The organism is Paenibacillus sp. BR1-192 (assembly GCF_029542445.1).
GTDB classification, from domain to species: Bacteria; Bacillota; Bacilli; order Paenibacillales; family Paenibacillaceae; genus Paenibacillus_AQ; species Paenibacillus_AQ lautus_A.
Window position 1 is genome coordinate 3,305,224 of record NZ_CP120718.1, and the last position, 25,312, is coordinate 3,330,535.

The 25,312-nt window shown below is 54.0% G+C and carries 15 protein-coding genes; 12 read left to right on the top strand and 3 right to left on the bottom strand.

Features of this window, described 5'->3' with window-relative positions; all coding sequences use genetic code 11:
* Positions 1 to 166 precede the first annotated feature (166 nt).
* Positions 167 to 2,152 (bottom strand): alpha-amylase family protein, encoded by a 1,986-nt coding sequence (locus tag P0X86_RS14780; protein ID WP_277748816.1) that lies wholly within the window; start codon positions 2,150 to 2,152, stop codon positions 167 to 169.
* A 129-nt stretch (positions 2,153 to 2,281) separates the two neighbouring features.
* Here P0X86_RS14780 and P0X86_RS14785 point away from each other — a divergent pair, with 129 nt between their 5' ends.
* The 10 genes from P0X86_RS14785 to P0X86_RS14830 all read left to right on the top strand — a co-directional run bounded on the left by P0X86_RS14785 (position 2,282) and on the right by P0X86_RS14830 (position 19,686).
* Positions 2,282 to 3,184, top strand: a complete 903-nt coding sequence (locus P0X86_RS14785; protein ID WP_277748817.1) for a helix-turn-helix domain-containing protein — start codon at positions 2,282 to 2,284, stop codon at positions 3,182 to 3,184.
* 140 nt (positions 3,185 to 3,324) lie between these two features.
* The gene (locus P0X86_RS14790; RefSeq protein WP_277748818.1) at positions 3,325 to 5,634 is read left to right on the top strand and encodes a helix-turn-helix domain-containing protein; all 2,310 of its coding nucleotides are present in this window, start codon (positions 3,325 to 3,327) and stop codon (positions 5,632 to 5,634) included.
* Positions 5,635 to 6,068: 434 nt separating this feature from the next.
* Positions 6,069 to 7,094, top strand: a complete 1,026-nt coding sequence (locus P0X86_RS14795) for an ABC transporter permease (protein ID WP_277748819.1) — start codon at positions 6,069 to 6,071, stop codon at positions 7,092 to 7,094.
* 15 nt (positions 7,095 to 7,109) lie between these two features.
* Positions 7,110 to 7,994, top strand: coding sequence for a carbohydrate ABC transporter permease (locus P0X86_RS14800; RefSeq protein WP_090913611.1), 885 nt, complete (start codon positions 7,110 to 7,112; stop codon positions 7,992 to 7,994).
* 36 nt (positions 7,995 to 8,030) lie between these two features.
* Positions 8,031 to 9,557 (top strand): ABC transporter substrate-binding protein, encoded by a 1,527-nt coding sequence (locus P0X86_RS14805; protein ID WP_192572080.1) that lies wholly within the window; start codon positions 8,031 to 8,033, stop codon positions 9,555 to 9,557.
* 130 nt (positions 9,558 to 9,687) lie between these two features.
* The gene (locus P0X86_RS14810; RefSeq protein WP_277748820.1) at positions 9,688 to 13,461 is read left to right on the top strand and encodes an Ig-like domain-containing protein; all 3,774 of its coding nucleotides are present in this window, start codon (positions 9,688 to 9,690) and stop codon (positions 13,459 to 13,461) included.
* 119 nt (positions 13,462 to 13,580) lie between these two features.
* Complete coding sequence (locus tag P0X86_RS14815) at positions 13,581 to 14,267, top strand: hypothetical protein (RefSeq protein ID WP_192572078.1); 687 nt, start codon at positions 13,581 to 13,583, stop codon at positions 14,265 to 14,267.
* Complete coding sequence (locus tag P0X86_RS14820; RefSeq protein WP_277748821.1) at positions 14,260 to 17,178, top strand: glycoside hydrolase family 2 protein; 2,919 nt, start codon at positions 14,260 to 14,262, stop codon at positions 17,176 to 17,178. The genes P0X86_RS14815 and P0X86_RS14820 overlap by 8 nt, the downstream gene beginning before the upstream one ends.
* Positions 17,139 to 18,479 carry a Rossmann-fold NAD(P)-binding domain-containing protein gene (locus P0X86_RS14825; RefSeq protein WP_277748822.1) on the top strand — a complete coding sequence of 447 codons (1,341 nt, stop codon included), beginning with the start codon at positions 17,139 to 17,141 and terminating at the stop codon, positions 18,477 to 18,479. The genes P0X86_RS14820 and P0X86_RS14825 overlap by 40 nt, the downstream gene beginning before the upstream one ends.
* 70 nt (positions 18,480 to 18,549) lie before the next feature.
* A complete protein-coding gene (locus P0X86_RS14830) occupies positions 18,550 to 19,686 on the top strand; it encodes a glycoside hydrolase family 88 protein (protein WP_192572076.1) in 1,137 nt (378 codons plus the stop codon).
* A 145-nt stretch (positions 19,687 to 19,831) separates the two neighbouring features.
* Here P0X86_RS14830 and P0X86_RS14835 read toward each other — a convergent pair whose 3' ends face one another.
* Positions 19,832 to 21,061, bottom strand: coding sequence for a cytochrome P450 (locus P0X86_RS14835; protein WP_277748823.1), 1,230 nt, complete (start codon positions 21,059 to 21,061; stop codon positions 19,832 to 19,834).
* 201 nt (positions 21,062 to 21,262) lie between these two features.
* Between P0X86_RS14835 and P0X86_RS14840 the strand changes: the two genes are divergently transcribed.
* Entirely contained in the window at positions 21,263 to 21,772 is a 510-nt protein-coding gene (locus P0X86_RS14840; protein WP_277748824.1) for a PadR family transcriptional regulator, read from the top strand.
* A 156-nt stretch (positions 21,773 to 21,928) separates the two neighbouring features.
* Here P0X86_RS14840 and P0X86_RS14845 read toward each other — a convergent pair whose 3' ends face one another.
* The gene (locus P0X86_RS14845) at positions 21,929 to 22,567 is read right to left on the bottom strand and encodes a pentapeptide repeat-containing protein (RefSeq protein ID WP_277748825.1); all 639 of its coding nucleotides are present in this window, start codon (positions 22,565 to 22,567) and stop codon (positions 21,929 to 21,931) included.
* 217 nt (positions 22,568 to 22,784) lie between these two features.
* On the opposite strand from P0X86_RS14845, the gene P0X86_RS14850 reads away from it, so the two are divergent.
* The gene (locus P0X86_RS14850) at positions 22,785 to 24,440 is read left to right on the top strand and encodes a DUF6138 family protein (RefSeq protein ID WP_277748826.1); all 1,656 of its coding nucleotides are present in this window, start codon (positions 22,785 to 22,787) and stop codon (positions 24,438 to 24,440) included.
* Positions 24,441 to 25,312 lie beyond the last annotated feature (872 nt).

Below are 25,312 nucleotides of genomic sequence, written 5' to 3' on the forward strand. Positions count from 1 at the left end.
GCTGAGCAGCTGACATTCGTTCGCCACATGACGAAAGAAAGGTGAGCAGGCAACATGAAAGACCTGCAAATGAACCGATATGATGCGAACAGCCGCAGTCTCCAGACTGCGGCTGCTTGTATCATATGGAAGAACTGTTCCCTCATCATGAAGGCAAGCATGTAGTTTACGCCAGTTCCAGCACAACCATTTGATGATTATCCAGATTGGGAACCGTATAGTTGATCTCCCCCTGACTCCCAATGGTATAAGAAAGCTCTTCCATCGAGGGGGCCAGATAGACCCGCCGGATCGAAGGCGCCGCAGGGAGGCGCAAGCGGACGGAAACATCCCGCAACGGTACGATGTCCTCGATGACTTCAATGCGCCCCTTCAGGACAGGAGAAGCATAGAGAAGGTGATTAATATAGCGGTTTTCTTCCTGCTGATACTGCAGCGTTGCGATGCCCCGTGCCGGCAAATCGCAGCGCAGAGTAGGCTGCGGCAGGAGCCGGTCGATCGCATACAATACCATCTCCTTCAGAATGAGATGGCCGTTGTCCGCATAGTCGCCGAACACATTCCAAGCAATGTAGATGCCGTTTGTGCTCTCGATCATGCCCGGGCCGCCGTCTTCTCCGTCGCTTGGCGTGTGCTGATGTGAGCAGAACGTAAACACATCGCGGTTGAAGTACGGGTTCTCCCGGCTGCCAAGCGTTCGGCCGCCGTTCAATTCAACCAGCTGACCTTCACCGTACATTACGTACGATGCAGGCATGAGAGGTCCTGGAACAAAGTCCGGGCGGAAATAAGACGGACGGTATGGGCTCTGGCCCTGCCAGTTCAATCCGAGATCCAGCGCAAACGCGTCGCCTGCCGCATTCAAACCCGAACGACCCGAGGCTAGAACTTTTCCTCCGCCCGCGGTGAATGCACGGATGTCCTCTTCCAATTCGGGCCATATCGGTACCTCGTCCGGCAGAATCAGCACGTTGTAGAGGCTAAAATCAGCACTTGCATCCACGATGTCGTAAAGGTAATGCCCTTCGGTCAGGATGCGTACCGCACCGGCATCCGCCAGGTTGTTCCGGTCATTCGACTTCCGTGCTTCCGGGCAAGCCTCCCAAGCAGCCTCCAGCGACAGGACGGCGATGTCCGCCACGGAAGAGGTTGCGCTGCACCAAGGCTCTTTCGCTTCCACCTCCGCATAGGCTGTGCCGATCAAGGCGTAGGTTGCTTCATCCATGAGACCCGAAGGATGAAGCTGGTCGCCGATCGAGCACTTGGCGCCATGGGCGAGACTGAGCGCCGTTTCGAAGCGCAGTGCGTTCGGATGCTTGTAACCGCCGAATTCGCCCCAGGAGGTATGGAATTTGCCCGTCATGCCGAGATAGTCCGTGCCTAGCGTCTGTGCATAGCGTGCGGACAGCGGAAAGTGATCGTAACCCCAGCCTCCGGTAGGAAGCGATTCGAGTTCCAAATGGCTGTTGACTTGAGCAAGGTCGTGGCGGCCGCGACGTTGATGGCCGCTGTTATGGAATACCGGCAGACCGGGTTTAATCTCATCGATCGTTTCTCTTACGCGGCGGGCATAGTTCAGGTAGGTGGATTCGCCTAACGCGGCAACGGCAGCTTCATCGCGAGGGTCATGACCCGCTGATCGCAGCGCGGCCACGCAATGCTGGCACCGGCATTGACGGATTCCGACGATGTCAAGGAAAATGCCGTCCGCATCATACCTGGAAACTACCTCGCGGATTTGCGCCAGCAAGATGTCCAGGTAAGGCGTGTTGAAGCAAAATTCATGGTAACCGGGCGTCATGAAATCTTCTGCCCAGCGCGTACGGTCTTTCGCGTCGCGGATCAGCCATTCGGGATGGCGCCGCGCCAGCTTTTCGTCCAGCCCCGCGGATAAGTACACCGGCGTCTTGACGCCGATTTCATGGGCAGCCGAGATCATTTCGCCCAGCAGATCGAATGAGAGATGCGGGTGCGTTTCATTGGCTTCGCTCGGATGGTAAGCCCAGCCGTGATGGCATTTAGAAAACACGGTGATGGAATCGACATGCCCAGCGCGCAGCATGTTCTGAAACTGGGGTTTTGAAAACCGGCTACCGATGCCGGGAATGGCCTCGGATGTATGGAAGTCGAGATGAACCTGACGAAAACGCATGCGTAAACAGCCTCCTTAGTCGCTATATGAGAGCGGTTTCTCGTGATCAAATGTACCTCTTTTTCATGCGGGCAACCAGTGATAATATAGACTTTGATTAGCACAAAATGAACTTGCGAAAAGGAGGGGATGGCTGTGCTGTGCTTAGAATTCGCCATACCGCCGCTGCCGCAATTCGTTACGGCCGGACATGCCGTATGGAAGCCGGGAGACAGGCATTTCGCCCGTACCTTCGGCGTTTATGACCTGCTTCTGGTCACGAAAGGAACGCTCTATATGACGGAAGAACAGACGGAGTATGAGGTCGGCGCGGGAAAGCTGCTGGTGCTGGAAGCGGGACTGCCGCATGTCGGACACCGAGCCTGCTCGGAGCATACGGAGATTTATTGGGTGCATTTCATTCATGGTCATCCGGCCGCGCGCATCCGTCGGGAAGATATTCCCTGGTCGAACCTGCTGTCCAAAGGCACGGTCGAAGACGTTGAGCCTTCTCCGCAGCAGCGCATGTACTTGCCGAAGTTTGCGCCCTTCGAGGTGCAAACCTTGGAGCCGATGCTGCGCGGATTGAACGATACCCACAACAGACTGAACGGGGAAAATGCGCTCCAGCTCCACCTTTTGCTGACCGAGCTGTTTGCCGCGCTGCAGGCTGGCTGTGCCCGGACGTCCGAGCCGGAGCCTTCCGTCCGGCTGGCCCAGGCCGCCGCAGCCTATTTGAACGAACATTGGAAGGAGCCGTTTGAACGGGCCGCGCTGGAGGAAAAGCTCCACTTCCAAGCGAGTTATGTCGCAAGATGCATGAAGAGGCATATCGGCAAAACGCCACTGCAGTACGTGCTGCACCTGCGCCTGGAGGAGGCCAAGAAACTGCTTGGCGGCACGGTGCTTGGCATTTCCGAGATCGCGGAACGCGTGGGAATCCGCGATTCGAACTACATGACGCGCCTGTTTACCGCCAAGGTTGGCATGACGCCAGGTGCTTATCGGCAAATGCTTCGGCAGAAGAGGGATGGCGAGGGGCGGGTCACCTGAGCGGCCCTGATCATACGACAATACCCAGAGATACGGTCAGTGCGTATCCCGTACAGGGTAATATTTCGAAAATGCAGATTGACAATGAAAATCCCGGCGGCTTATAGTAAAGCCACCTAAACTTGCAGGAGAGTGGTCCCATGAACTTGCTGCAAACCCTCCGCTCTCGCAAATATTTGCAGCGGATTATCCTGAGCTTTATGCTCGTCGTCGCCATGCTCGCCATAGCCTCCCTCTTTCTGAACGCCGCCGCCCGTGACAAAGTGTTGAGCCTCCAGCATGAGGCCGACGTCAAGCTGCTCACCCAAATCAACTACAACATTGAGAACATGAACGGGATCGTGAAGGATTTGGCGGTATCGCTGTATAACGACGAAGAGCTCATCGCACTGAAATCCGGGGCGGATTATAAGCAGAGCATCCTGAAGATCGAACGTTTGAACCGCACGGTTGCTGCTTCCCCGTACTTGCACGCCGCCGTTTTTTATAACGGCAAACAGGGCCGTTTTTTCTCGTCGCTGAGCCATGATATGGATACGCGCGTCCTTTACGGCGCATTGGAAGATTACATGGACGCTCGTGCGGACCTGCCGAAGCTGCAGCTCATTCCGCTCGATCTCGACGGGGAGAACGAAGGCATCGACGTGTTCGCATTTTTCATATATGATGGGCCGAGCCTCGGTTCCGTCAATCGGAACGCGCTGATCTTGACCGTGAAGCCGGGGTGGATGCTGGACAATGTGAAAGCGCTTAATCGGGTCGCCGAACGGGAAAACGACGTCCTGTTCGTTACGGACGGCAATGGTCAAGTGCTGATGGCGGGCGACCGCAAGCTACCGCCCGGGCTGGACATCAAGAGAGATTTACTCGGACGGATGGGCTCGGCAAACCATGCACCGGACTCCTTCATCCATCAACAAGGCGATAAGAAATATAAGGTCACCTATTTAAGCAAAGGCTTAAACGACTGGCAGATCATCAGCCTTCAAGACTATGACGACGTGCTGGGCAGCGTCCGCCAGATGCGGTGGACGGAGATGGCCGTGACTTTGTCCGTGGCCGTGCTGGCTTTGCTGCTGTCCGTACTGATTTCGCTCCGGCTATACAAACCGGTAGGACGCCTGCTTACGCTGGTGCCCTACGATGGACGTGGAGACGCCAAAGCCAAGGATGAGCTGTCCCTGATCACGGAGAACGTAACGGAAATGATCGGCAAGCTCAGAGGATTGGAACAGGAGCGGGCCACGCAATGGAATATCGCCAAGTTATATCATCTGCGGAGCCTGATCGGCACAAGCGACAGCATGGACGAAGCAGCGTTTATGCGGATGAAGGAGCAGTACGGGATCGATATCGTGCATCCTTCGCCGCTTCGACTTGCGCTTGTACAGCTGGGCGACCTGCAAAGCCAGGTCCTGCAGCCGGTTCCCCGGGCGGAAGAGCTTTATTCCTTCGCCATCGCGAATATCGGCCAGGAACTGCTGCGCCATGGCGGCTCCTGCGAAGCGGCGGATATGAAGAGCGGCCATCTCGTTTTTGTTGTCGGGGGCGATTCCGGTCACCTCGAGTCCTTGCACGAACGCTTCCGTGAACTTCAGCAAACCATTCTCCGCTTCTATCGGATTACGTTCACCGTAACGCTAAGCGATACCTTCGAGGATTATCGCCAGCTTACGAAACATTACAATCTGGCGCTGCGGCATTCCAACTATCGCATGATATTCGGTAAGGGCGCCGTGATCCGGCCGGAGATGATCCGCAGGAACGAGCGAAACGAATCGCTTACCATTCCGAAGGAACTGGAACGCCGGCTGACGGAGGGCTTAAAGGGCGGCAATCCGGACGAGACGGAGCAAGCGATTCGGAGCTGGAGGGAGCATCTTGCCGAGTTTAGCTTTGACGGCATGTTTTCGGCGCTGCTGCATTTGACCATGACGCTGAGCCATACGCTTGGTGAAATGAATAATAACAACTTGAACCCGGTGTCGGTCAATCTGCAGGCAATCAACCGCCGCATTCTCGAAAAAGAGACGCTGGACGAGATCGAGTGCGTGCTCCTGGACGTCGTGCGGGAAGTGTTCGAGCAGCGCAGGAGCGGACGCGAGGATAAAAACCGGCTGCTTGCGGATACCGTCAAGGAAATGATCGATAAGCATTATGCCGATCCGGACCTCAACGTACAGAAGATCGCCGATATGCTGAAGATGAGTTCCGTCTATTTGGGGCAAGTGTTCAAGGCGCAGGAAGGTGCGACGGTAGTCGACCAGATCAACGCGACTCGGCTTGCCCGTGCCCAGCAGTATCTGGAGCAGCAGCAATTGACCGTGGCCGAAATCATGGAGAAGGTAGGCTTCGGCAATGAAAGCTATTTCTATCGGCTGTTCAAGCGCCGGTATGGAACGACCCCGAAAGAGTACCGCCTGAAGTGCGCCATCGAGCGCAGTACTTAAATCGCACAGGTTCCATCAGACCCGCAGGCGAGTGTTGCCGTTTGCGGGTTTTTGCCATGCCGTGCTCCGACAATGATATCCATTCGAATGCGGGCGAACCGGCAGATTCGATACAATCTGAGAGCCCCCGTCGACCAGTTGGATCAACGCTTAACTGAAAAGTACTGTCTCCACTGCTCCTGCACCTTGGGCATCGCATCGATGATGGGAGAATGGTAGCCCCTTAGTATCGGCAGAGGCCCTGAAATTTTGCAAGTGCAACAATCTTGGATCTATACAGCCGGCTGTACAGCATTCCGAAATCCCTACAGTCCGCCTGTACAGCAATCCTGAAATTGTACAGTAACGGAAAGTACCGCGTTTGAGCTATCGTTAAACGTGCAAAGCCTGGAACGCAGGCAAGAAGTGCACAAGGAAAGGAAGGGGCTTTCGCTATGTTGAAGAAGATTACACGATCGGGCTCTATGGGCGCGGAACCGGCGAACCGATCGGGAACCGGGCCCGACCCGGATTCAGAACCAGCCAGCACTCGCCCAAAAAAATCGGCGCTTCGCAGGGAGCTTCGCCACTTTCGAAACAACCGCGAGCTGTTTCTCTTATCCCTGCCGGGGATTCTGTACAAGCTGATTTTTGCCTATATTCCATTGGTGGGATTGATCATCGCCTTCAAGCATTATCGCTACGATCTCGGCATATTCGGCAGCGAATGGGTAGGTCTGGAAAACTTCCGTTATTTGTTCTCGACCGATACGGCTTGGCGGATCACGCGCAATACGGTGCTGTATAATGCCGCTTACATTGCAGTTACCACGGCCGCTGCGCTGTTGTTGGCCATTCTGATGAACGAGCTCAGGGCGAAATGGAGCAAATTTTATCAGACCGCGCTGTTTCTGCCCCACTTTCTATCCTGGGTGCTGGTCGGATACGTGGCATATGCCTTCCTGAACCATTCCGACGGTTTCATTAACCGCACCTTGCAAATGTTCGGCATGGATCCGATCAGTTGGTACCAGACGGCCGAGGCATGGCCGGCCATTCTCATTCTTGTTCATTTATGGAAGGCAGTCGGCTTCAACACGCTTATTTATTTTGCGGGCATTATCGGCATTAACAGCGAGTATTACGAGGCAGCCCGGATCGATGGTGCGACGAAATGGCAGATGGCCATGAGAATTACGGTCCCGCTGCTGGCTCCGCTGGTCATCATTCTGCTGATTTTGTCCATCGGCAACATGTTCCGCGGCGACTTCGGACTGCATTATTTCATTCCGAACAACTCCGGCTTCCTGTACGGATCCACGGATATTATCGATACGTACGTATACCGCGCACTCCGAGAGATCGGTAATGTCAGCATGTCGGCCGCCACGGGCTTCTATCAGTCGGTTGTCGGTTTCGTGCTCGTGCTGGCGGCGAACGGGATCGTGCGCAAAATCAATCCAGAGCATTCCCTGTGGTAAGAAGGAGGATATCCGATGCCGAAGAAATTCGAACTATCCAAAATGTTGATCCATCTGCTGTTCATCCTGCTATCGCTGGCCATCGTCCTGCCGTTTCTGCTCGTTGTCGCGGTCTCGCTGACGGACGAAGCGTCGCTTACCGACAAGGGCTATCAGTTTTTTCCAGAAACGTTCAGCCTGGAGGCTTATCGCTATCTTCTCGACGCACCCGACATTTTGCTGCGGGCCTACGGGGTCACGATCACGGTGACCGTCATTGGAGCGCTGGCAGGCCTTCTGCTCACCGCGATGACCGCATACGTCATCTCGAGACCGGATTACCGCTACAACAGGGTAACGACGTTTTACGTGTTTTTCACGATGCTGTTCAGCGGCGGGCTCGTCCCTTCCTATATTCTCATCACCCAATACCTGCATTTAAAGGACAGCTTGCTTGCCCTAATCCTGCCGGTTCTGCTCTCGCCCTTCAACATCATGGTCATGAAGGGATTCATGTCCAAAATTCCGCTTGAAATCGTGGAATCCGCCAAAATCGACGGGGCAAGGGAGCTGCGCATCTTTTTCCGGATCATATTGCCGCTATCCACGCCGGCCTTGGCCACGCTGGGTTTGCTTATCTCGTTCACGTACTGGAACGAATGGTTCAACGCCATGCTGTATATCGACGATCCCGACAAGGTGCCGCTGCAGCTGCTGCTTGTGCGAACGCTGGGCAGCATCGAGTTCATAACCTCCAATTCGGAATTTTCGCAGCAGCTGGGCATCGATTTATCCAGCTTCCCGAACAACTCGGCAAGAATGGCGATCGCGGTGCTGGCCGGCGGGCCGATGCTGATCATCTTCCCGTTCTTCCAACGGTTCTTCGTGAAAGGGCTTACGGTTGGCTCCCTTAAGGGTTAACATACATCAACCAATAAACATTCAGGAGGTCATGTCATGAAAAAAAGATTATTCGGATTGCTCGCGGTCATCATGATCGCCATGTCCGCGCTTGCCGGCTGCGGAGGCAGCGGCGGGAAGAGCGATACGGGCAGCGGAACGACCGGCACGCAAGGATCGACACCGGAGGCGAGCGGCGCTAGCGGGCTTGAGCCCGCAGAGCTGACTTGGTATTATCCGCTGCTGCAGCTGCAGCCGGACCAGAAGAAGGTTGAAGAGGAGATCAACAAAATCGTGAAGGAGAAGCTGAACGCCACCGTCAAGCTGATGCCCGTCGCAATCGGGGATTACGTGCAGAAGATGAATACCGTACTGGCGGCAGGCGAGAAGTTCGACATTCTCTGGACCGGTTACATGCTGAAACCGGAAGAGCTTGTACGGAAAGGGGCTATTCAACCGCTGAACGGGCTCCTGGATGAGTACGCGCCGCAGCTGAAGACGGACGTCCCTCAGGTGATGTGGGATGGCCTCTCGGTGGACGGGGAAATTTACGGCATCCCGAATCAGCAAATCAACGGGTCGAGATACGGCTTTATCGTGCAGAAGCGGTTTGCCGACAAATACGGCTTGGATCCATCCACGATCAAAACGATAGCGGATATTGAGCCGTTCCTTGAGCAAATCAAGCAGAACGAGCCGGGCATCATTCCGATCGGCCTGTTCGGCGGCTCGTTTGTTAACCCGCAGGCGCATGACGATCAATATTGGGTCGTTCCGGGGCTTGACGATCATTTCTACATCAAGACCGATGACCCGTCCTACACGTTGCATCGCTATCCGGAGGAGGAGCTGGACAATTTCCGTCTGGCCAGCAAATGGTATAAAGCCGGGTACATCCACAAGGACGCGGCCACGGAAAAAATGACCGACTACCAATCCAAGGGCCAGATCGCGGTCGAGTTCGACGTCACATTGAAGCCTGGGGTCGAGGCAGAGGTCAAGCCGAAGAACGGCGGAAACGATGTCATCATCATCCCGCTCAGCGATTGGTTCTCCAACGGTTATTCGGCAACGACCAACCAGTCGATCAGCCGCACTTCGCCGAATCCGGAACGGGCCATGATGCTGCTCAATCTGATCAACACCGATAAGGAGCTCTACAACCTGATGATCAACGGCTTAGAGGGCGTGCATTACGAGAAGCTGAGCGGGGAGTATATCAAAGCGATGCCGGATTCCAGGTATCGTCCGAACATGGATTGGGTCTTCGGCAGCGTCTTCAATTCCTACCTGAAGGAAGGCCAACCGGAGAACATATGGGAGGAAACGAAAAAAATCAACGAAAGCTCTGAAATCAATCCGGTCGGCGCCTTCAAGTTCAATTCCGAGCCGGTCAGCACGGAAATCGCGAACCTGAATGCCGTATGGGGCGAGTACAAACGTGGACTCGTGACCGGCACGCTCGATTTCGAGGAGACCTGGCCCGTTCTTTACGGCAAGCTGAAGGAGGCGGGCGAAGATAAATACGTGGAGGAGGTGACGCGTCAGTTCGAGCAATTCCTGAAAGATAAGGGCTTGAAATAATCGGCCAGTAAGCTTATAGACGGATGGAGACGAAACGGGAGAAACCTGCTGCCCGGGTGGGCTTTGACGACACTGCGCACGGCGCAGACAGAGCTGACCGGATTCCACGATGGAGGAAGGGGAGCGATTTATGAAGAAGCTTGTGCTTGCGGCACTGGCGGCAAGCCTGTTGTTTGCGCTGTATCCATTTCTGCCGGCCGCTGAGACGGCGTCGGCTTATGGAAATCCGCACGGGACGGCTTTTTACGTAGCCTTGGACGGAAATGACTCGAACAAAGGGACGATCAACAAACCGTTTCGAACGTTGGAAAAAGCGCGTGACGCCATTCGGGCGTTGAAAGCGAAGAAAGGGCTGCCTCGGGGCGGCGTCACGGTCTATCTTCGGGAAGGCCGGTACGAGCGCGCAGCCAGCTTTGAGCTGGGTTTGCAGGATTCGGGGGAAGCGGGCAAGCCGGTAACCTATACGGCCTATCCGGGCGAAACGGTTATCTTGTCCGGTTCTAAGCAGCTGGAGAAATCCGCATTCGTTCCGGTAGCCGATCCTGCCGTGCTGAACCGCATTATTAGCGAAGAAGCAAGAAACGAAGTGCTGGTCGCCGATCTGGCCGCCCTCGGCATTACCGATTACGGCGAGATGAGCCGGCACGGTTATTACTTGGCCAACGATTTGAGCAAGGTGCCGCCGATGGAGTTGTACGTGGGTGGGCAAGGGATGACGCTGGCACGCTGGCCGAACGAGGGAACCGTCCAAATGGACGAAATCCTCGATCCCGGACCGACGCGGAAAGATCCGAACGGGGAGGTCCATACAAGAGGCGGGACCTTTACGTATACGTATGACAGACCGCAATACTGGACACAGGCGGACGACATCTGGCTGGATGGCATTTTCGGCTACAGCTGGGAATGGTCCTACAACAAAATCGCTTCCATCGACACCGATGCCAAGAGCATCACGCTCCGGTACGGGGAAATGAGCGGCATTTTCAAAAATTGGTACCCGGATTTCCATTTCGCGCAAAACCTGCTGGAGGAGATCGACATGCCCGGCGAGTATTACATCGACCGCCAGGCCGGAAAGCTCTATTTTCTGCCGAATGCCGATTTTATGACCGCGAATCCTTCCATTGAAGTGACGATGCTGAAGACGCCGATGATCAATGCAATGGATGTATCCCATATCGATTTCTCGGAGCTGATCCTGGAGAACGGGCGCGATTCGGCGGTCGTCTTCATGGGCGGAAGCCATATGCGCGTCCTCCATAGCGAAATTCGCAACTTCACCAACAGCGGCGTGTTGGTTAACACCCAGAGCCGGTTTCATTATAACGACTTTACAGGGGTTCCCGGAACAGACCACATGATCGAGTTTACCCACATCCACCATATCGGGGGAACCGCCGTCACGCTCACCGGAGGCGACAAGACAACGCTCGCGCCGGGCAACAACGCCGTGGAGAACTCGCACATTCATGATTTTGCCTATTATCATAAGGCTTACAATCCGGGCGTCCTCTTGTCCGGAGTGGGCAACCGCATGTCGCACAACGAGCTGCATGATGCTCCTCATCCCGGGGTGCTGATCTTCGGCAATGATCATCTTGTAGAGTACAACGACATTTATGACGTTTGCAAAACCTTCTCGGATCTCGGCGCCATTTACATGAACGCGGGCGAAACGCCGCAGCAGCGGGGCACCGTCATCCGCCGCAATTACTTCCATAACATCGGCGAAGCCAAGCCCGGCGTGGAAGGGGTATATCCCGATAACTTCACGATGGGATTGAAGATCGACGAGAACATCTTTTATAAAATGGGCAACTCGGCGATCAAAAACAACGGCGGCGCGCATATTCTGACCCGCAACAATATATTCGTGGACAGCAAGATTCCGTACGACTACGCGGATTTGTTTCTCGGCGACGAGCCGGACGATCAGGTTCCGTTGAATTACATGCCGAAGTGGGAGGCGCTGTTCGAGGCCAACAACGACTTCGTCGGGACGCCGTATCTGGCCAAATATCCGGAGCTGGCAAACTTTTTCACGGAAAACCGCTATTATCCGGACACGAACACGTTCCACGGCAACGTCGTATACAATCCGACAGTTCCGCGAAGCTCGACAACCAACGCGGAAGGTGCGTACGACAAATTCAATCTGGTCCAATATGCGGATAACTGGGTTACTAACGAGGATCCTGGTTTCGTCAATCTGGCAGGAGGCGATCTGTCGCTGCGTCCGGATGCGCAAGTATTCCAGGCCATCCCCGGCTTCCCGGATATTCCGTTTCACGAGATCGGCATTAACGGGAGAGCAGGTACCACGAGCAGTCCGGACAGCTATCCGGTGCAAAACGTGGTGGTCTATGACAACCAAATCACGGTAGATCGTTGGAAAACGGTGAAACTACGCACGGCGGTCCTCCCATGGAACGCGGATAATCCGAAGCTGGTCTTCACGTCGGCCGATCCCGGTGTCGCCACGGTCGATACTAACGGCATCGTCACGGGCCAGGCGGTGGGCCGAACGGTCGTCACCGTGGCGTCGGCGGAGAATCCGCAGCTGACGGCGGCGGTGGACGTCATAGTCGAAGTCGGAGACGGCGTCATGGATTTCACCAATTTCGAGTCGGGGGCGAACGGCTGGCCGCAGGATGCGAACCGCAGCATCGTCAAAGAAGGCGACAACCGCTGGTATAAGATACTGAACGGCGCTACCGCCCTCAGCGAGAAATCCTTCGCCGAATATGAGCTGAGCTTCAAGCTGAAGACGCCCGAGTCGATCGGTGAAAACGCAACGCTGTACGTGTTCGATCGCCAGGCGGGCAGCGGTTCGACCCGCGTCGGTTACAAAACACGTCCGGACGGATCCTCCTCCTGGCTGCTGTATAACGCAGCCTGGACCGTGCTGCGCGAAGAGAAGCTCCCCGGCCACGACCTGCAGCCAAACACGGAATACGAGATCAAGATGCTGGTCAAAGGCGGCGATATCAGCGTATACGTGGACGGCCAATTCCGTCTCAAGGCTGCCGATCCGGGCCATAATGCGGCAGGCAAGGTCGGATTCTATGTCAACAACGTCAGCCATATGCTGTTTGACGACATCCGGTTCAAGGCGCTGAGCACGGAGCTGGCCGGCATCATACCGTCCGAGCGCGAAATACGGCTTGCCGCCGGCGAGCAGCATCAGATGCAGGTAACGTTCGATCCCGTGGATACCCCGGATACCGGCATGACTTGGCAATCCGCCGATCCATCCGTGGCGGAGGTAAGCGATACGGGCGTCGTCCATGCCGTATATGAAGGACAGACCATCATTACCGCCGTGTCCGTCGTCAATCCGCTTATCAAGGCGGATATCGCGGTGACCGTTTCGGGCATCATGCACGAAACCGACTTCGAATCGGGCGGCAACGGCTGGCCGGTAGACCCGAACCGCAGCATCGTGGCGGATCTCGGCGGCAATCGCCGATACAAAATTTTGAACGGTGCCACGGGTCTGCTGGACCGCGTCTTTGAATCGTATGTACTCGAATTCAAGCTAAAGACCCCGTCGTCGATGCCGGAGGAAGGAACCTTTTATATTTTCGACCGTCAGGTGGGCAGCGGTTCGACCCGGATCGGCTATCGATCCCGGGTGGACGGAACCTCGTCCTGGATCCTCTACGATTCGGCATGGCAGAAGATCGCCGAGACCCCTTTGCCGACTCGCGACTTATTGCCGGACACGGAATATGCGATCAAGGTCGTCGTGAAGAATGGGGACGTCGCGGTTTACGTGAACAACGAGCCAAGACTTGCCGCTTCGGACCCGAATCATCAGCCTTCAGGCAAAGTGGGCTTCTATGTCAGCGGATTCGATTATATGCTGTTTGACGATATCCGCTTCTCGGTGGTGCCATAAGATATGCGGCGTGTCCTCCCGGTATCAGGGGGGCCGCCTTTTACTATCGCAAAAGAAAGCTTCAGCTTCTTGAAATTGAGACATCCTGTAACATCAAAATTGACAGCAGGAGGTGCTGCATGCCATTCATGCAACGATGTTTATATAGGGCCGAGGAAATCGGGGGAAATATCCGTTCCCGTTTTCGCGGGGAACGGTTTATTCAAGCGGTTGAAGATGCGATGAAGCGGGAGGGCGTACCCCGATTAAGTTTGTTTGCGGATGGAAGCCGGTTGTTTCTTTATTATGAATGCCGAGGTGAGCAGGTCCTCCCGGAAATTCTGCTGCCGGAAGCCAATTCGTGGCTGGCCGTTTGGCCGGGAGGGGGATTAGAACGACGATGGGCGGCCATGACCGATATTTTTCATTACCAAGCCCCCGCTTCGGAGAAGCATTGGGAACGCAGGTATAAAGACAGCGTGCCGTATGGAAGGATCGCCCGACTGAAGCCCGAAGAGACGGCCAGCTACGTGTACTATCATTACCAGTACCAGGAAGAACGGCCTGGCGATGGAGACAAGTACGGGATCATCGGCCTGCATGAGAATCTGCTCTTCTTCTACTCCGAGCTTCCCGCTACGCTTGAGCCAGCGCCCTACAAAGGGAAGCTGAATACTTCGCTCCGGCCGGATGATTGGGCGGCGGCGATGGACCCGCATTTTATCAAGTGGGAGGAGGCGCCGAGCGGACAGGAGATCTGGCGGGAGCTGGAGCTTGTACGGGAAGTGCGCATCTCCGACGAAAGGCAGGGTACAAAGCATGCGTAACCGATGGTGCCTGAACGGAGAGTGGGACTTCATGCCGCTGTACGATCAGCCGCAGCGCCGCCAGCTTCCGGATGAGATCGTCTACGAGCCGGAGCCCGTCCGGGTTCCTTCCAGCTGGAGACGGTCTTACGAGCAGCCAAACGGCAGAACGTTCGGCGAAATTCACGAGCACGGATATGCTCCGATGGATCTCTACAGCTATCCCAAGGCGTGGGACGCCGCAGAAGCGGGCGTTCTGCACCGCTGCTTCCGGATTCCCGAACACATGGCCGGTCAGCGGATCGTCCTGCGGCTGGACGGCATTATGCAAAAAGCCGTCCTATTTCTCGACGGGGCGGAAGTCGCGGTTTGGGAGGACGGCTACCTGCCGCTGCGGCTCGATATCACGTCGAGCGTAGCGCCGGGCCGTGAGCATCATCTCCATGTCCTATGCGGGAGCTTCGACAGAGTGAAGCTGCCGTCCGGCATGGAGAAAGTGACGGGATTGACAGGTTCATGGTTTGGCAATGTCGCCAGAGGGATATGGCAGGATGTCTATCTGGAAAGCTACCCGGTTCTTTCACTGGAGGATGTAACCATTTGCTCGTCCGTGCGGAAGAAGTGCTTGGAGCTTGCGGTTATCGCCGGGACGGCCGAAACGGCTCCGGTTCTTGGGCCGATCCATGTGAGGCTGAGCGTGCGGGAACTTGGCGTATTGCGACAGGATGGAGAACTTTCGGAGGCAAGGGATGCCGATTCGTCAGGCAGCGGCACCCATCGATACGGGGTTCAAGATGCGAAGCCGCAGCAAGCTCAGGGCCGTGGAATTGAAACGGAGAGGCACCTCGTGGATAGAAGGACAGGAGGGAGAGCGGAAGCCGAAGACAATCTGGCCGTTCCGGTCCTCCAGGCGGAGCAGCCCGCTGAACAGGTCGATCTCTCTGCTGCTGGAATGCTTCGGTTGTGCGAGAACGAACGCGGCGGAGCGGTTTATCGCGCCTCCTTCACCCTGGATTGGCAGGACGCCAAGCTGTGGAATCCTGACACGCCATTCCTTTATGTCGCGGTGCTTGAACTTGTAGGAGGTGAGCAGGTTCTCGACCGGCGCGAAGAGGTATTCGGTTTCCGCGAATTTTGGTGCGAAGGTCCTCAATTTATGCTGAACGGGATCCCGATCCATCTTCGCGGCGATTCGTGGCATTTTCAAGGCGGACTCCAGCAGACGGAGACGTATATCCGTAATTGGTACCGGATGTGCCGGTCTGTCGGAATCAACAGTATCCGCCTGCATGCCGAACCCTATCCGGAAGATTATGTGCGGATTGCCGACGAGGAGGGCATGATGATTATCGACGAAACGGCCATATACGGATCGGGCAAATCCATGCTCGCCGACCATCCCGAATACTTGGCCCATTGTCGGTTGCATGTTCAGCGGCTCGTTCGGCGCGACAAGAATCATCCTTCGGTCATCATGTGGAGCTTGCAGAACGAAATGCGCTGGGTAGACGGCCGGGACGGCTACAGGTCGCAGATTCCCGGCTTCATGGAGGCAATGCGCGAACTGGATCCAACGCGGCCGATCGTCGCAGAAGGGGACAATCGGCTGCTGTCCAAAGCGCATACGGAAGTGGAGAGCCGTCATTACAACATCGACGGCACCATTGCTCAATGGGATCGTACCGTCCCTTTGACCTTCGGCGAACACGGCGGATGGTGGTACATATGCCCGCAGAACGCCAGCATGTACGCAGGGCTGCAGGCCTATCGCGGTACGGACGAAAGCACGGCCGGGCTGGCGCAAAAGGAACGCCTATTCGTGGAGTATGCGCGGCGGCAAGGCGTCTCGGGCATAGCCACGTTTAATTTCGCCCATTATTTCATGCGGTCGATGCCGGAGAACGATGTCGCAGCTCCGCCGTTGGAACCGGGCTTGCCCGGCGTAAGCCCCAAGAAGATCCCGGCCTATTCGCTGACGATCAACAACGGTATGCTCCCGGATCATCCGATGTATCTTCCTAATCCGGCTTTCGCCATCATGGCGGAGGCGTTGAAGCCGGTTACGATGTTCGCGGCCGAATACAACGGCTGCTTCTACGACGACGCGCCCATCTCGCGCAGCTTTGACGTCTTCAACGACACGCTGTCCGCACAAGACGTGCGGATTGAATGCGAGGTCATGCAAGGGGAGACGATCGTGCTGGATCGTATCTTCACGTTCCGTCAAGAGCCGGCCGAGTCCAAGGCCTTTGAAATCACGTGGATTCCGATCCCCGTGGAAACGGAAGGGACGGCGCTGCTGAAGGCCTCGCTGTTTCATGGCGAGCGTCTGATGTTTGAGCTGCGCAAGGAATACCGGCTTGTGCCGGGAAGCTTGCTCCATGATCCTGTCGAAGTCGGCCGCCCGGCGGCTTACTGGGGCTCTGAAGAGGATTATATCCGGATCCGCCGGCTTGTACCCGGCTGCGAACGGGCGAACCGCGACGCGATCACCTTGCTGTCGTCCGATGATTTGCTGATTATTGGCAGCAAAGCGGAGGATCCGGACGGCAGGCTGGAAGCGATTCTTAAAGCCTTCGTTGCGAGGGGCGGACGCCTGGTTCTGCTGGAGCAGACCGGCCTGTCGCTCGGTCGGCTTACGCTTTCGCGCAGGCCTTTTCTGCGCGCCCATGCCGGGGATTACCGTCATCCGGTGCTGAAGGGCTTGAGCGACGAGGACCTGATGTTCTGGCACGAGGAGCTGTGCGAAGAAGGGCCGTTGCCGATCATACGCGCCGCGTTCGAAAAGCCGGTCCATGGCGATTTCACCTTGCTGCTGGAGTGCAGCGCCGGCGATTTCGGCGACGGGGGGATCTTTGGTCGCCGCTGCTGGAATATCGGAGCGGAAGCGGCATGTTTCTGGCCAATCAGCTGGAGATCATGGCCCATCTAGACCGAGTACCGCAAGCTTGTCTGCTGCTGCGCAACCTGCTGGCTTATGCAGGGCGGGCCGAGGAAGCTGTCGTCCCCGCCGCCATGCGGACGGCAGGAGCGCTGGTAAGCCCTGGAGGGACAGCGGCAGCGTTCCTCGACCGACTTCGGCTGCGTTATAAGGTGCTGGATGCCGCAGCGGTGATAGGTGAAGCTGCGGAGCGCGAATTCCCCGAGCAATCCTTCGGCCTGCTCGTGGCCGAAGCCCGCCTGCTTGGGTCGCCTGGCGCTGCCGAGGCCGTCAAGCGCTATGCCGAAGCCGGCGGGCATGTGCTTGTCCTGCCGGCGGACAGCAGTCAGCAGGACACGCTTGCCCGTTTGTTGGGCCGGCCGGTACGCGTGGAGCCGCACGAGGCCTACCATCTAGCGGCAGATTACTCCCACGACGCCGTGCGCGGCTTTAGCCCGGTTGATTTGTTCGGCTTCGATAAAGTGTTCCTTTCGCCGCGCGATGTCGTGAACCGGCCGCTGGCCAGCGATCAGCTGGAAGTGCCGGGCATGGCGGATGTGTGCGTAAGCATCGAGGGAACTGCCTGGAAGGATTATTTCGTGAATGGTTACACATCCGAATACAGCCGTCTTGCGCTGGTTGAAATCAACCGCAGGAACGCTCGCCGCCCCGGTGCTTTTCTCGTTGGAGAGAGGATAGGGGCAGGTTCCATTCTCTGTTCGCAGCTTCTGACTGATCTTGACAGTGACAAAGCGCAGCGATTGTACACTCGACTACTCGCCAATCTGGGGTCTGCCTTCGATGACCGCTTACTGGAGAGCGAGAAAGATGACGGCGCATGGGCCGTGGAAGCGGTTATGGCGCTGCCTTGCCCGCCTTACGTCGATTACGAAGCCATGAAAACGTATTATACCGATCCCGAATATTCACTCAATAATTTGGGAGAAGGCTTATACGGCTGGATGCAGAAAAAAGAGCGCAGGTCCGAGGACGGAAAGATGCGGATCGCCCATGCCGCGAACGAGCCATGGTTCTTGAGCTGTTTCGTACAGGTCCCTGAAGGCGCCGAGTCGTACCGCAAGGGATACATGAGAATTCGATCGGAAACACCGTACGACATTTATTTGAACGGCGAGTTTGTGCCGGAGCCAGAACTTGAGCTTGTCCTGAAGAGCGGCCTTAACCGGCTGATTGCGATTGTCCATGGAAACGGCGGGAATATGGACTTCGGCATGGTCTTTCTGCACGAGCATGGATCGTACATGAAGGATTTGGAATACCGCATGACCCTGGACGAAGTCGAGCCGAAATAGCGGTGAGAATGGAGAGGGCGAGCTCTGCTTGGATGGAGCCGCACCTAATGAATAACTTACGGAGGGCAAGATGGACTGGAATGCTATCATTGAACAAACCTTGCACACGACCAAAGCGAATATCGCACGGTTTGAAGATCGGTTTCCGCATGTCGGAAACGGAAACGGCAAATACCAACGGGTGGATCATACGGATTGGACGGAAGGATTTTGGCCGGGAATCCTGTGGCTGAGCTGCGAGTACGGTCAGGATTCCTATATCCGTGAAGCCGCAGTCCGATGCACGCATTCATTTCAAGCAAGATTAGCGGAGCATAAAAATCTGGATCATCACGATATCGGTTTCTTGTATTCTTTATCTGCCCTGGCGCAATGGATGGTTGAACGGGACGAAGCGGCCAAGATCACGGCTCTTCAGGCGGCTGATGCGCTCATGAGAAGATGGAGGCCCACGCTTCAGCTTATCCAGGCGTGGGGCCCTGAACATGACCCCCAAAACGGCGGCCGGATCATCATCGACTGCTTGATGAATTTGCCTTTGTTGTGCTGGGCAACCGAACAGACCGGGAGATCGGCATATGCCGAAGCCGCCCGCATTCATGCTGACAAAAGCCTGAAGTTCCTGGTTCGCGGCGATGCCTCATCCTATCATACCTTTTATTTTGATCCCGAATCGGGGGAAGCCGTGCGCGGAGGTACCCATCAAGGATTTCAGGATGGTTCCACGTGGTCGCGGGGGCAGGCTTGGGGCATATATGGATTCGCGCTGGCCTACCGTTATTTCGAAGAACCGCAATATTTGGACACGGCGATTCGAATGGCGCGTTATTTCATCGACCGCCTTCCGGATGATCAAGTCGCCTACTGGGATTTCGACGTTCCGCCAACGGCACTTACGCCTAAAGACAGCTCTGCCTCAGCGATTGCCGCTTGCGGGATGCTGGAAATCGCCGACCAGCTGTCAAGCGATGATCCCCGCAGGGAACTTCTCCTTGATGCCGTTCGGCGTTCCATGGATTCCATGGTACAGGGATATTTTACGAAGGGTAATCCGGACGAAGAAGGCTTTTTGCGGCATGGTTCGTATTTTGTCAGAGGGGGAATTGCGCCGGACGATTTTGTCATCTGGGGCGATTATTTCTTCCTGGAAGCGCTCATGCGTTTAAACAACGGGCGGCCCGGTTACTGGTATGAACCCAAGAGGTAAAAAAATAATAGAATGATCTCCTACTAAGCGAGAGACCCTGTCATTTCAGAAGCAGGCAGGGTCCCCCGATATTATAAGCCCTTGCTGTGGAGGGCTTTTTTTTGATGTACCTTTGATGTACCAAATAAAATGAGACATGTCGGTCTTACCGATGAACACGGATAGGAAGCTGAGTCAACATTTGTCCTGCCGCAGAAGGACTCAGGTTATCTTCCAGTTTAAATTCAGGAACGGGTTCAATGCGCGGGAAGAAATCCATGAACCTGCTTATCGCAATATTTGCTTCCAGCCGTGCCAGCGGAGCACCCAGGCAGAAGTGAGCGCCATTCCCAAAGGTTAAATGTTTTTTGTTATTGGTACGGTGGATGTTCAAGGTGAAGGGATCCTCAAATACCTCTTCATCCATATTGGCAGCACTCATCCATGCGACGACGAGATCCCCTCGTTTCATATCTACGCCGAGTACATGATTGTCCTGTTTGACGGTTCGATCCATTTTTGCAATGTTAAACCGATAGCGGAGCATTTCCTCGATGGCATTGGGAAGGAGCTCGCGGTTAACCTGGATTTCCCCGTAAATTTGGTTGTTGTCATATAAGAACGAATAGAACGTATTAGCTAGCAGATGAGTCGTCGTTTCAATGCCTGCACCCAGGATGAACATCGTCGTTCGGACGATCTCATCGTCCGATAACCGATCCCCGTCCACCTCGGCTTGAATGAGGTCGGAGATGATATCGTCCGCGAGATTGGCTCTTTTTTGGACGATATGAGGATAGAGGTAGTTGTAATATTCCTTGGCAGCTTGACGTTTCAGTTCTTGTACATCTTCCGAATGGTTTTTGGGCAGGGGAAGGAATAAATGGTTTACCCATTCCTTGAATAATAATCGGTCTTCGGAAGGAACTCCGAGCAGATCCGCTATGACGATCGTTGGCAGCGCACTGGCATAACTTTGGACGATGTCAATGACATGGGCGTCTCCCATTTCCTGCAGAAGCTGGTCTGCAATCTCTTGAATGCGCGGCTCCCAGAGCTTCAAGCTGCGAGGGGTGAAAGCCGCCGATATCAAGGCACGGCTTTTTTGGTGTTCCGGGGGGTCTGATTGCAGGTTGATCTTGCTCATTTTCTGGCCTTCGTCATTATCGGCGCCAACGCTGATCATCGTCCGCGTTCTAACACTAGAGAAATATTCATGATCCTTGAGAACCCTCTTGACGTCATCGTACCGGAAGACGTTCCAGGTCTGGGTCGCCTGATTATAAACGATGGGCTCATGCTGCAATTTGTGTTTGTACCATTCATAAGGATTGAATTCTTCGATCGGTGAACGGAATTGCGTGATTTCCTCTAAGGAGATGATCTCATGATTCATTACATTCCCTCCAATGCTAGTGTAATATAACATATGTTAATTTAACATATTGTTTTAATTGGTCATAGTTTCCAATGACCCATGTCCAAAGTTCTGTTTATATTCTTCCTTGTCGGATTTTGATTGAACATATACGCTAGAGATGTGCTGTTAAATATGCAGCGGTATTGTCAAATCCGTCGACGAAAGGCCTGAACGATCATGTATCTTGAACTTCTCATTCTGATCCAAATCGATAAATCCCCGAAACACGGGTACGAAATAAAAAAAGAAATCCAAAAGGATCTCGGTTATTTGATGGACGTCAATCACAACATGTTATACCCGACATTGCGAAAATTTACGGATGAGGGATTTGTTCGTAAGCATCGAAATGAGCAGGAAGGCAGACCGAATCAGTATGTATATGAAATTACAGAAGCAGGGAGGGAACAAATCGCAAACCTCATTAACGAATTCACCGAAAAAGATGCAAAACATCAAATCGAATTCATGGTTAGAGTGTCCCTGTTCGATCGTATTTCGAAGGAGGACCGGAATCGGATTTTACATAGGCGAAAGAAGGACTTGGAAGCGCTGCTGTCAGATATCGAGAGAAGACTGAATGAAGAAGGGGACGAGTTATTCCGGGACGAGGTTCTACGGTATTCTGTCGCCCAGGTTCAAGGCGAATTGGCGTGGATCGATAGGCTGTTCAGCAGCTTAACCTGATGGGTAAATACGGCTTCGACCAGAGCTTTATTCATCGCAGCATTCAGCGCGACGATGTTTTAGCGCGAGCAAAAGAACCACGAAATCGCGGCTTTTTACCCGTGGATCTTGAGGGCTTTGGTAGTGGATTGGGTGTTGGGCTCGCAGGGTCGAAAATTAAGCAAAGGGTTCTCCGTTGATCTTGACATGCTCCATAATTGTATTATCCCAAACCGGTAGAGCTTCCGCTTCACTTACAAACCGGCTTCCGGATAAGGAGCCGTTATGAAAGATTGCTTCATTGAAACTGCATTCTTCAAAGAGGCAGTACATCAGATGTGCGCCGCGAAAATTAACATTGGAGAAGTTGCATCGAACGAAGGCCGCGTCGCGTGCGATGGCGTGACTTAAATTGGCTCCGGTAAAATCGCAATCCTCAAACCTTTCTCCAATCCGGGCTTTTTTTAAAATTGTTTTTCGAAACGAACAATGGTTGAAATGACGCGTCACAAACGAACCGCCAAGTTTCATTCCATCAAAGCGGCAATGCGTAAACCTGGATGAGTTCAGACCCGTTCCGTCCATAAACTTGGCAAAAGATAAATCAACATGCTGAACATCCAGGTACTGGATAATCTCGCTCAAAGTGACACCTCGGAAATCCTCATGCCCTGCATCTGTCAATCCAAAGGGAGAGGAAGGGAATCTCCGTGCTTTTTTATGCATATTATGTTTGCCTGTAACCGCAGCCACAGCCTGATTCACTTCGGTGGTTTGCTCCGTATCCCATCTTGCGCTCCATTGTTTTGCGCTCAATGAACAACCTCCTATTTCCAGAATCGAATGTAAGCTCTTAGAAATGATCTTTAATCGAGTCGGTTTTATAGTATCATAGATGAAGCAATAGATTCCAAGATTTGTATGGGCTTAAATCCATGAAGGAGCCGCTAATGGAGGGTTTAAGTCATGATCATGGAGAGTGTTAGGGTAGATGAGGAACATTACGAAATGATATAAAGGAGCATAGTGGAACATGGATCAGACACTGGAAACACTTTTGAACGAAATGAAACTGGAGATCGACAAATGGATGGCCTATATCAGCGATAAAAACGCGGAGGACATCGTAAAGCGTACTTCGCTGCAGATCGGGATCCACGACTATGCGCTGCTCGAATATGACAAGGGCAGGGTGAGCATGGCGGAACATGACCTGGACTTATCGATGCCGGTAGACAGGGGGACACCTGGTGAGCCGTTGACCGAAAAACATGTGCGAGAGTACATCATTCCTGAACTATCCTCTTATATGCAGCATAAATTGGACGAGATGCCGAGCTCATTAATCGATTATCAGTTTACGTTTAACGGCAAGTTTCGAGTGCGTGAAGGCGACCTGAACCTTTGCATTCTTACATATGCAGATGAGGCAAAGAAGAAGCAATTACAGGAACGAATCGCAATCTATATTGCCAATAAGCTAGAAGCGGGAACCTATCCGACGAAACCGTTGGAGACGTTTTTCCTGTCCAGGCACATCCTGGACGAGGGGCTGTATCCTGACGCGGATCCCGCATGGATCATTGCCGTTTTTGAGCGGGTTCAGCAATTGAACAAAGGGAACCAACATCTCGCAGAGCATCGATCTAATCTGATTACGGCTTTACGGGATTGGGCGGAGCAGCGTTGGCTGCCGCGTTATTTCGATAATATCGGGACGCAATGGCAGCGAGAATCCAAGAAAAAAATCGATATTCATTTGGAAAATACCGAGCAGGGTCCAATCGATCTGCTGATCTACGCCGCCATCCTGATTCTGAAATACGAGCCCTCTTATAGCAGAAGCACAGGATTGGCTATGTTGAATTGCGCTAAGGAACTGGGGAGCGAACGGGCCAAACGATTGACTAAGGAAGGAAGCGGGGCCTTCGCCAAGGAAGACGTCTGTTTGCGTGACGAAATGATTGACTGCACGGCCAACGATGTGTTTGCCGAGGTCTCCATAGCCATTAAGCAGGAAACGGGGGAGAGTTACGCTCGCGCCCTCCGGTTTCTGACACGCCTCTTCAGCTTGGGATTCCCGAAAAGCTGCCAAATCAAACTGAAATCTTCGGTCAAGCAGTGGCTGCCGATCAAAGGATTGGCTAAGTCGGGAACGCATCGGTTCTTCGCCAACGCCTTGGAATACCCGGATTTGTATCCCTTCATGGAGGAGTATGCCAAAGCAGCGATGGAGCCGTTTGAATGGTATGCGGATACGGAAGGGGAAAAAAACTGCATGCCGGGAAGTTATGCCGTCTTTGGCCTCGGATTGAAGGATCAAACGTATTTCCCGTTGGTGGAGGAATACATGGGCAAAGTCAATGACGAACACCAATCCGTTCAAAACCATTTCACGGTAGCTTTTAAAGAGCGGCATGGTGTTCATACGGAAACCATTCCAACCTTGATAAAGTGCATGCTGCACTGCACCGATTCGATGAAACTGAAGATGCAATCGGACATGGAACACGATCGAAACGTCAGGCTAGTGCTCGATCAAGTTCGCGGCCTCCCGTATTACCAGGTGGAGCATATCGTATATTTGATCTGGGGCGGTACGGACAAGCTGAAGAAGATAGCCGCCAAAGCTGAAGGGGAGAGGGCGCAGTGGCTCACCGAGCTGGCGGAGGCCGCCTGTCGGAAGTAATCGTGTTCACTAAGGCCAACCTTAAATGAGTCAATGATGAGCTGCTGAAAGGCAGCTTTTTTATCCTTATCTAACTGTTCTAGGAAAAAATGATGCGAAAATGATAGATTCGAAGCTGTTAATATAGTAGCTAAAGGTAGACGCATTGATATAAAATACGGACAAGAAGACAGGAAATATGAAGGCCGCTCGATAAATTGAAAGCGTTGTCTTTAAGATTCACCTATGAATGCAGGGGAGGGGCTTTGGAATCCGCACGTTATGGGCATTGCGAATAGAAGAGGCTGAGCTTCGAGCTGGAGTTGCTTTATATTGAGACCATGAGGACAGAGGATTCGCTATTTTGCCGAAATGGGCTCATTATGGTGACCTTGCGGACCCAGGATCCGTTATTGCACCATAATCGCAAATGATTCCACGCTAAATCCTGCAATAGCGGATCTCTTGTCCGCATATGGCTGTGAAAACAGGTAAATCAAAGAAATAGCGGAACCAGGGTCCTCTATTATCGCAAATCCATGAAGTTAAACGAAGCTGGATCGATTGCCGTGGTCCTAATGAGGGAAATGGTCATACGACGCAAATCCCTGGTGTTATTTTGGTAATATCGGACGAATATTGAGATCACGAGGACAGAGGATACGCTATTTAACCGAAATGAGCTTATTATGGTGACCTTGCGGACACATGCTCCGTTATTGCACCATAATCGCAAATGATTCCACGATGAATCCTCGCGAGGAAGGGACTCCAGACATCATTAGCAGTCCGGACGGGCAGCCCGTCGTACAATTGAAGGGTATCACAATGGGCCGAGAGCCAGCGAGCGGAATGGATCGTTTCTATCAAGCCGCGAGATTCTGGCCGCCAAG

Excerpts from the sequence above, each read along its gene's own strand:
- P0X86_RS14780 (WP_277748816.1), bottom strand. The coding sequence starts at position 2,152 with ATGCGTTTTCGTCAGGTTCATCTCGACTTCCATACATCCGAGGCCATT.
- P0X86_RS14785 (WP_277748817.1), top strand. The coding sequence starts at position 2,282 with ATGGCTGTGCTGTGCTTAGAATTCGCCATACCGCCGCTGCCGCAATTC.
- P0X86_RS14790 (WP_277748818.1), top strand. The coding sequence starts at position 3,325 with ATGAACTTGCTGCAAACCCTCCGCTCTCGCAAATATTTGCAGCGGATT.
- P0X86_RS14795 (WP_277748819.1), top strand. The coding sequence starts at position 6,069 with ATGTTGAAGAAGATTACACGATCGGGCTCTATGGGCGCGGAACCGGCG.
- P0X86_RS14800 (WP_090913611.1), top strand. The coding sequence starts at position 7,110 with ATGCCGAAGAAATTCGAACTATCCAAAATGTTGATCCATCTGCTGTTC.
- P0X86_RS14805 (WP_192572080.1), top strand. The coding sequence starts at position 8,031 with ATGAAAAAAAGATTATTCGGATTGCTCGCGGTCATCATGATCGCCATG.
- P0X86_RS14810 (WP_277748820.1), top strand. The coding sequence starts at position 9,688 with ATGAAGAAGCTTGTGCTTGCGGCACTGGCGGCAAGCCTGTTGTTTGCG.
- P0X86_RS14815 (WP_192572078.1), top strand. The coding sequence starts at position 13,581 with ATGCCATTCATGCAACGATGTTTATATAGGGCCGAGGAAATCGGGGGA.
- P0X86_RS14820 (WP_277748821.1), top strand. The coding sequence starts at position 14,260 with ATGCGTAACCGATGGTGCCTGAACGGAGAGTGGGACTTCATGCCGCTG.
- P0X86_RS14825 (WP_277748822.1), top strand. The coding sequence starts at position 17,139 with ATGTTTCTGGCCAATCAGCTGGAGATCATGGCCCATCTAGACCGAGTA.
- P0X86_RS14830 (WP_192572076.1), top strand. The coding sequence starts at position 18,550 with ATGGACTGGAATGCTATCATTGAACAAACCTTGCACACGACCAAAGCG.
- P0X86_RS14835 (WP_277748823.1), bottom strand. The coding sequence starts at position 21,061 with ATGAATCATGAGATCATCTCCTTAGAGGAAATCACGCAATTCCGTTCA.
- P0X86_RS14840 (WP_277748824.1), top strand. The coding sequence starts at position 21,263 with ATGTATCTTGAACTTCTCATTCTGATCCAAATCGATAAATCCCCGAAA.
- P0X86_RS14850 (WP_277748826.1), top strand. The coding sequence starts at position 22,785 with ATGGATCAGACACTGGAAACACTTTTGAACGAAATGAAACTGGAGATC.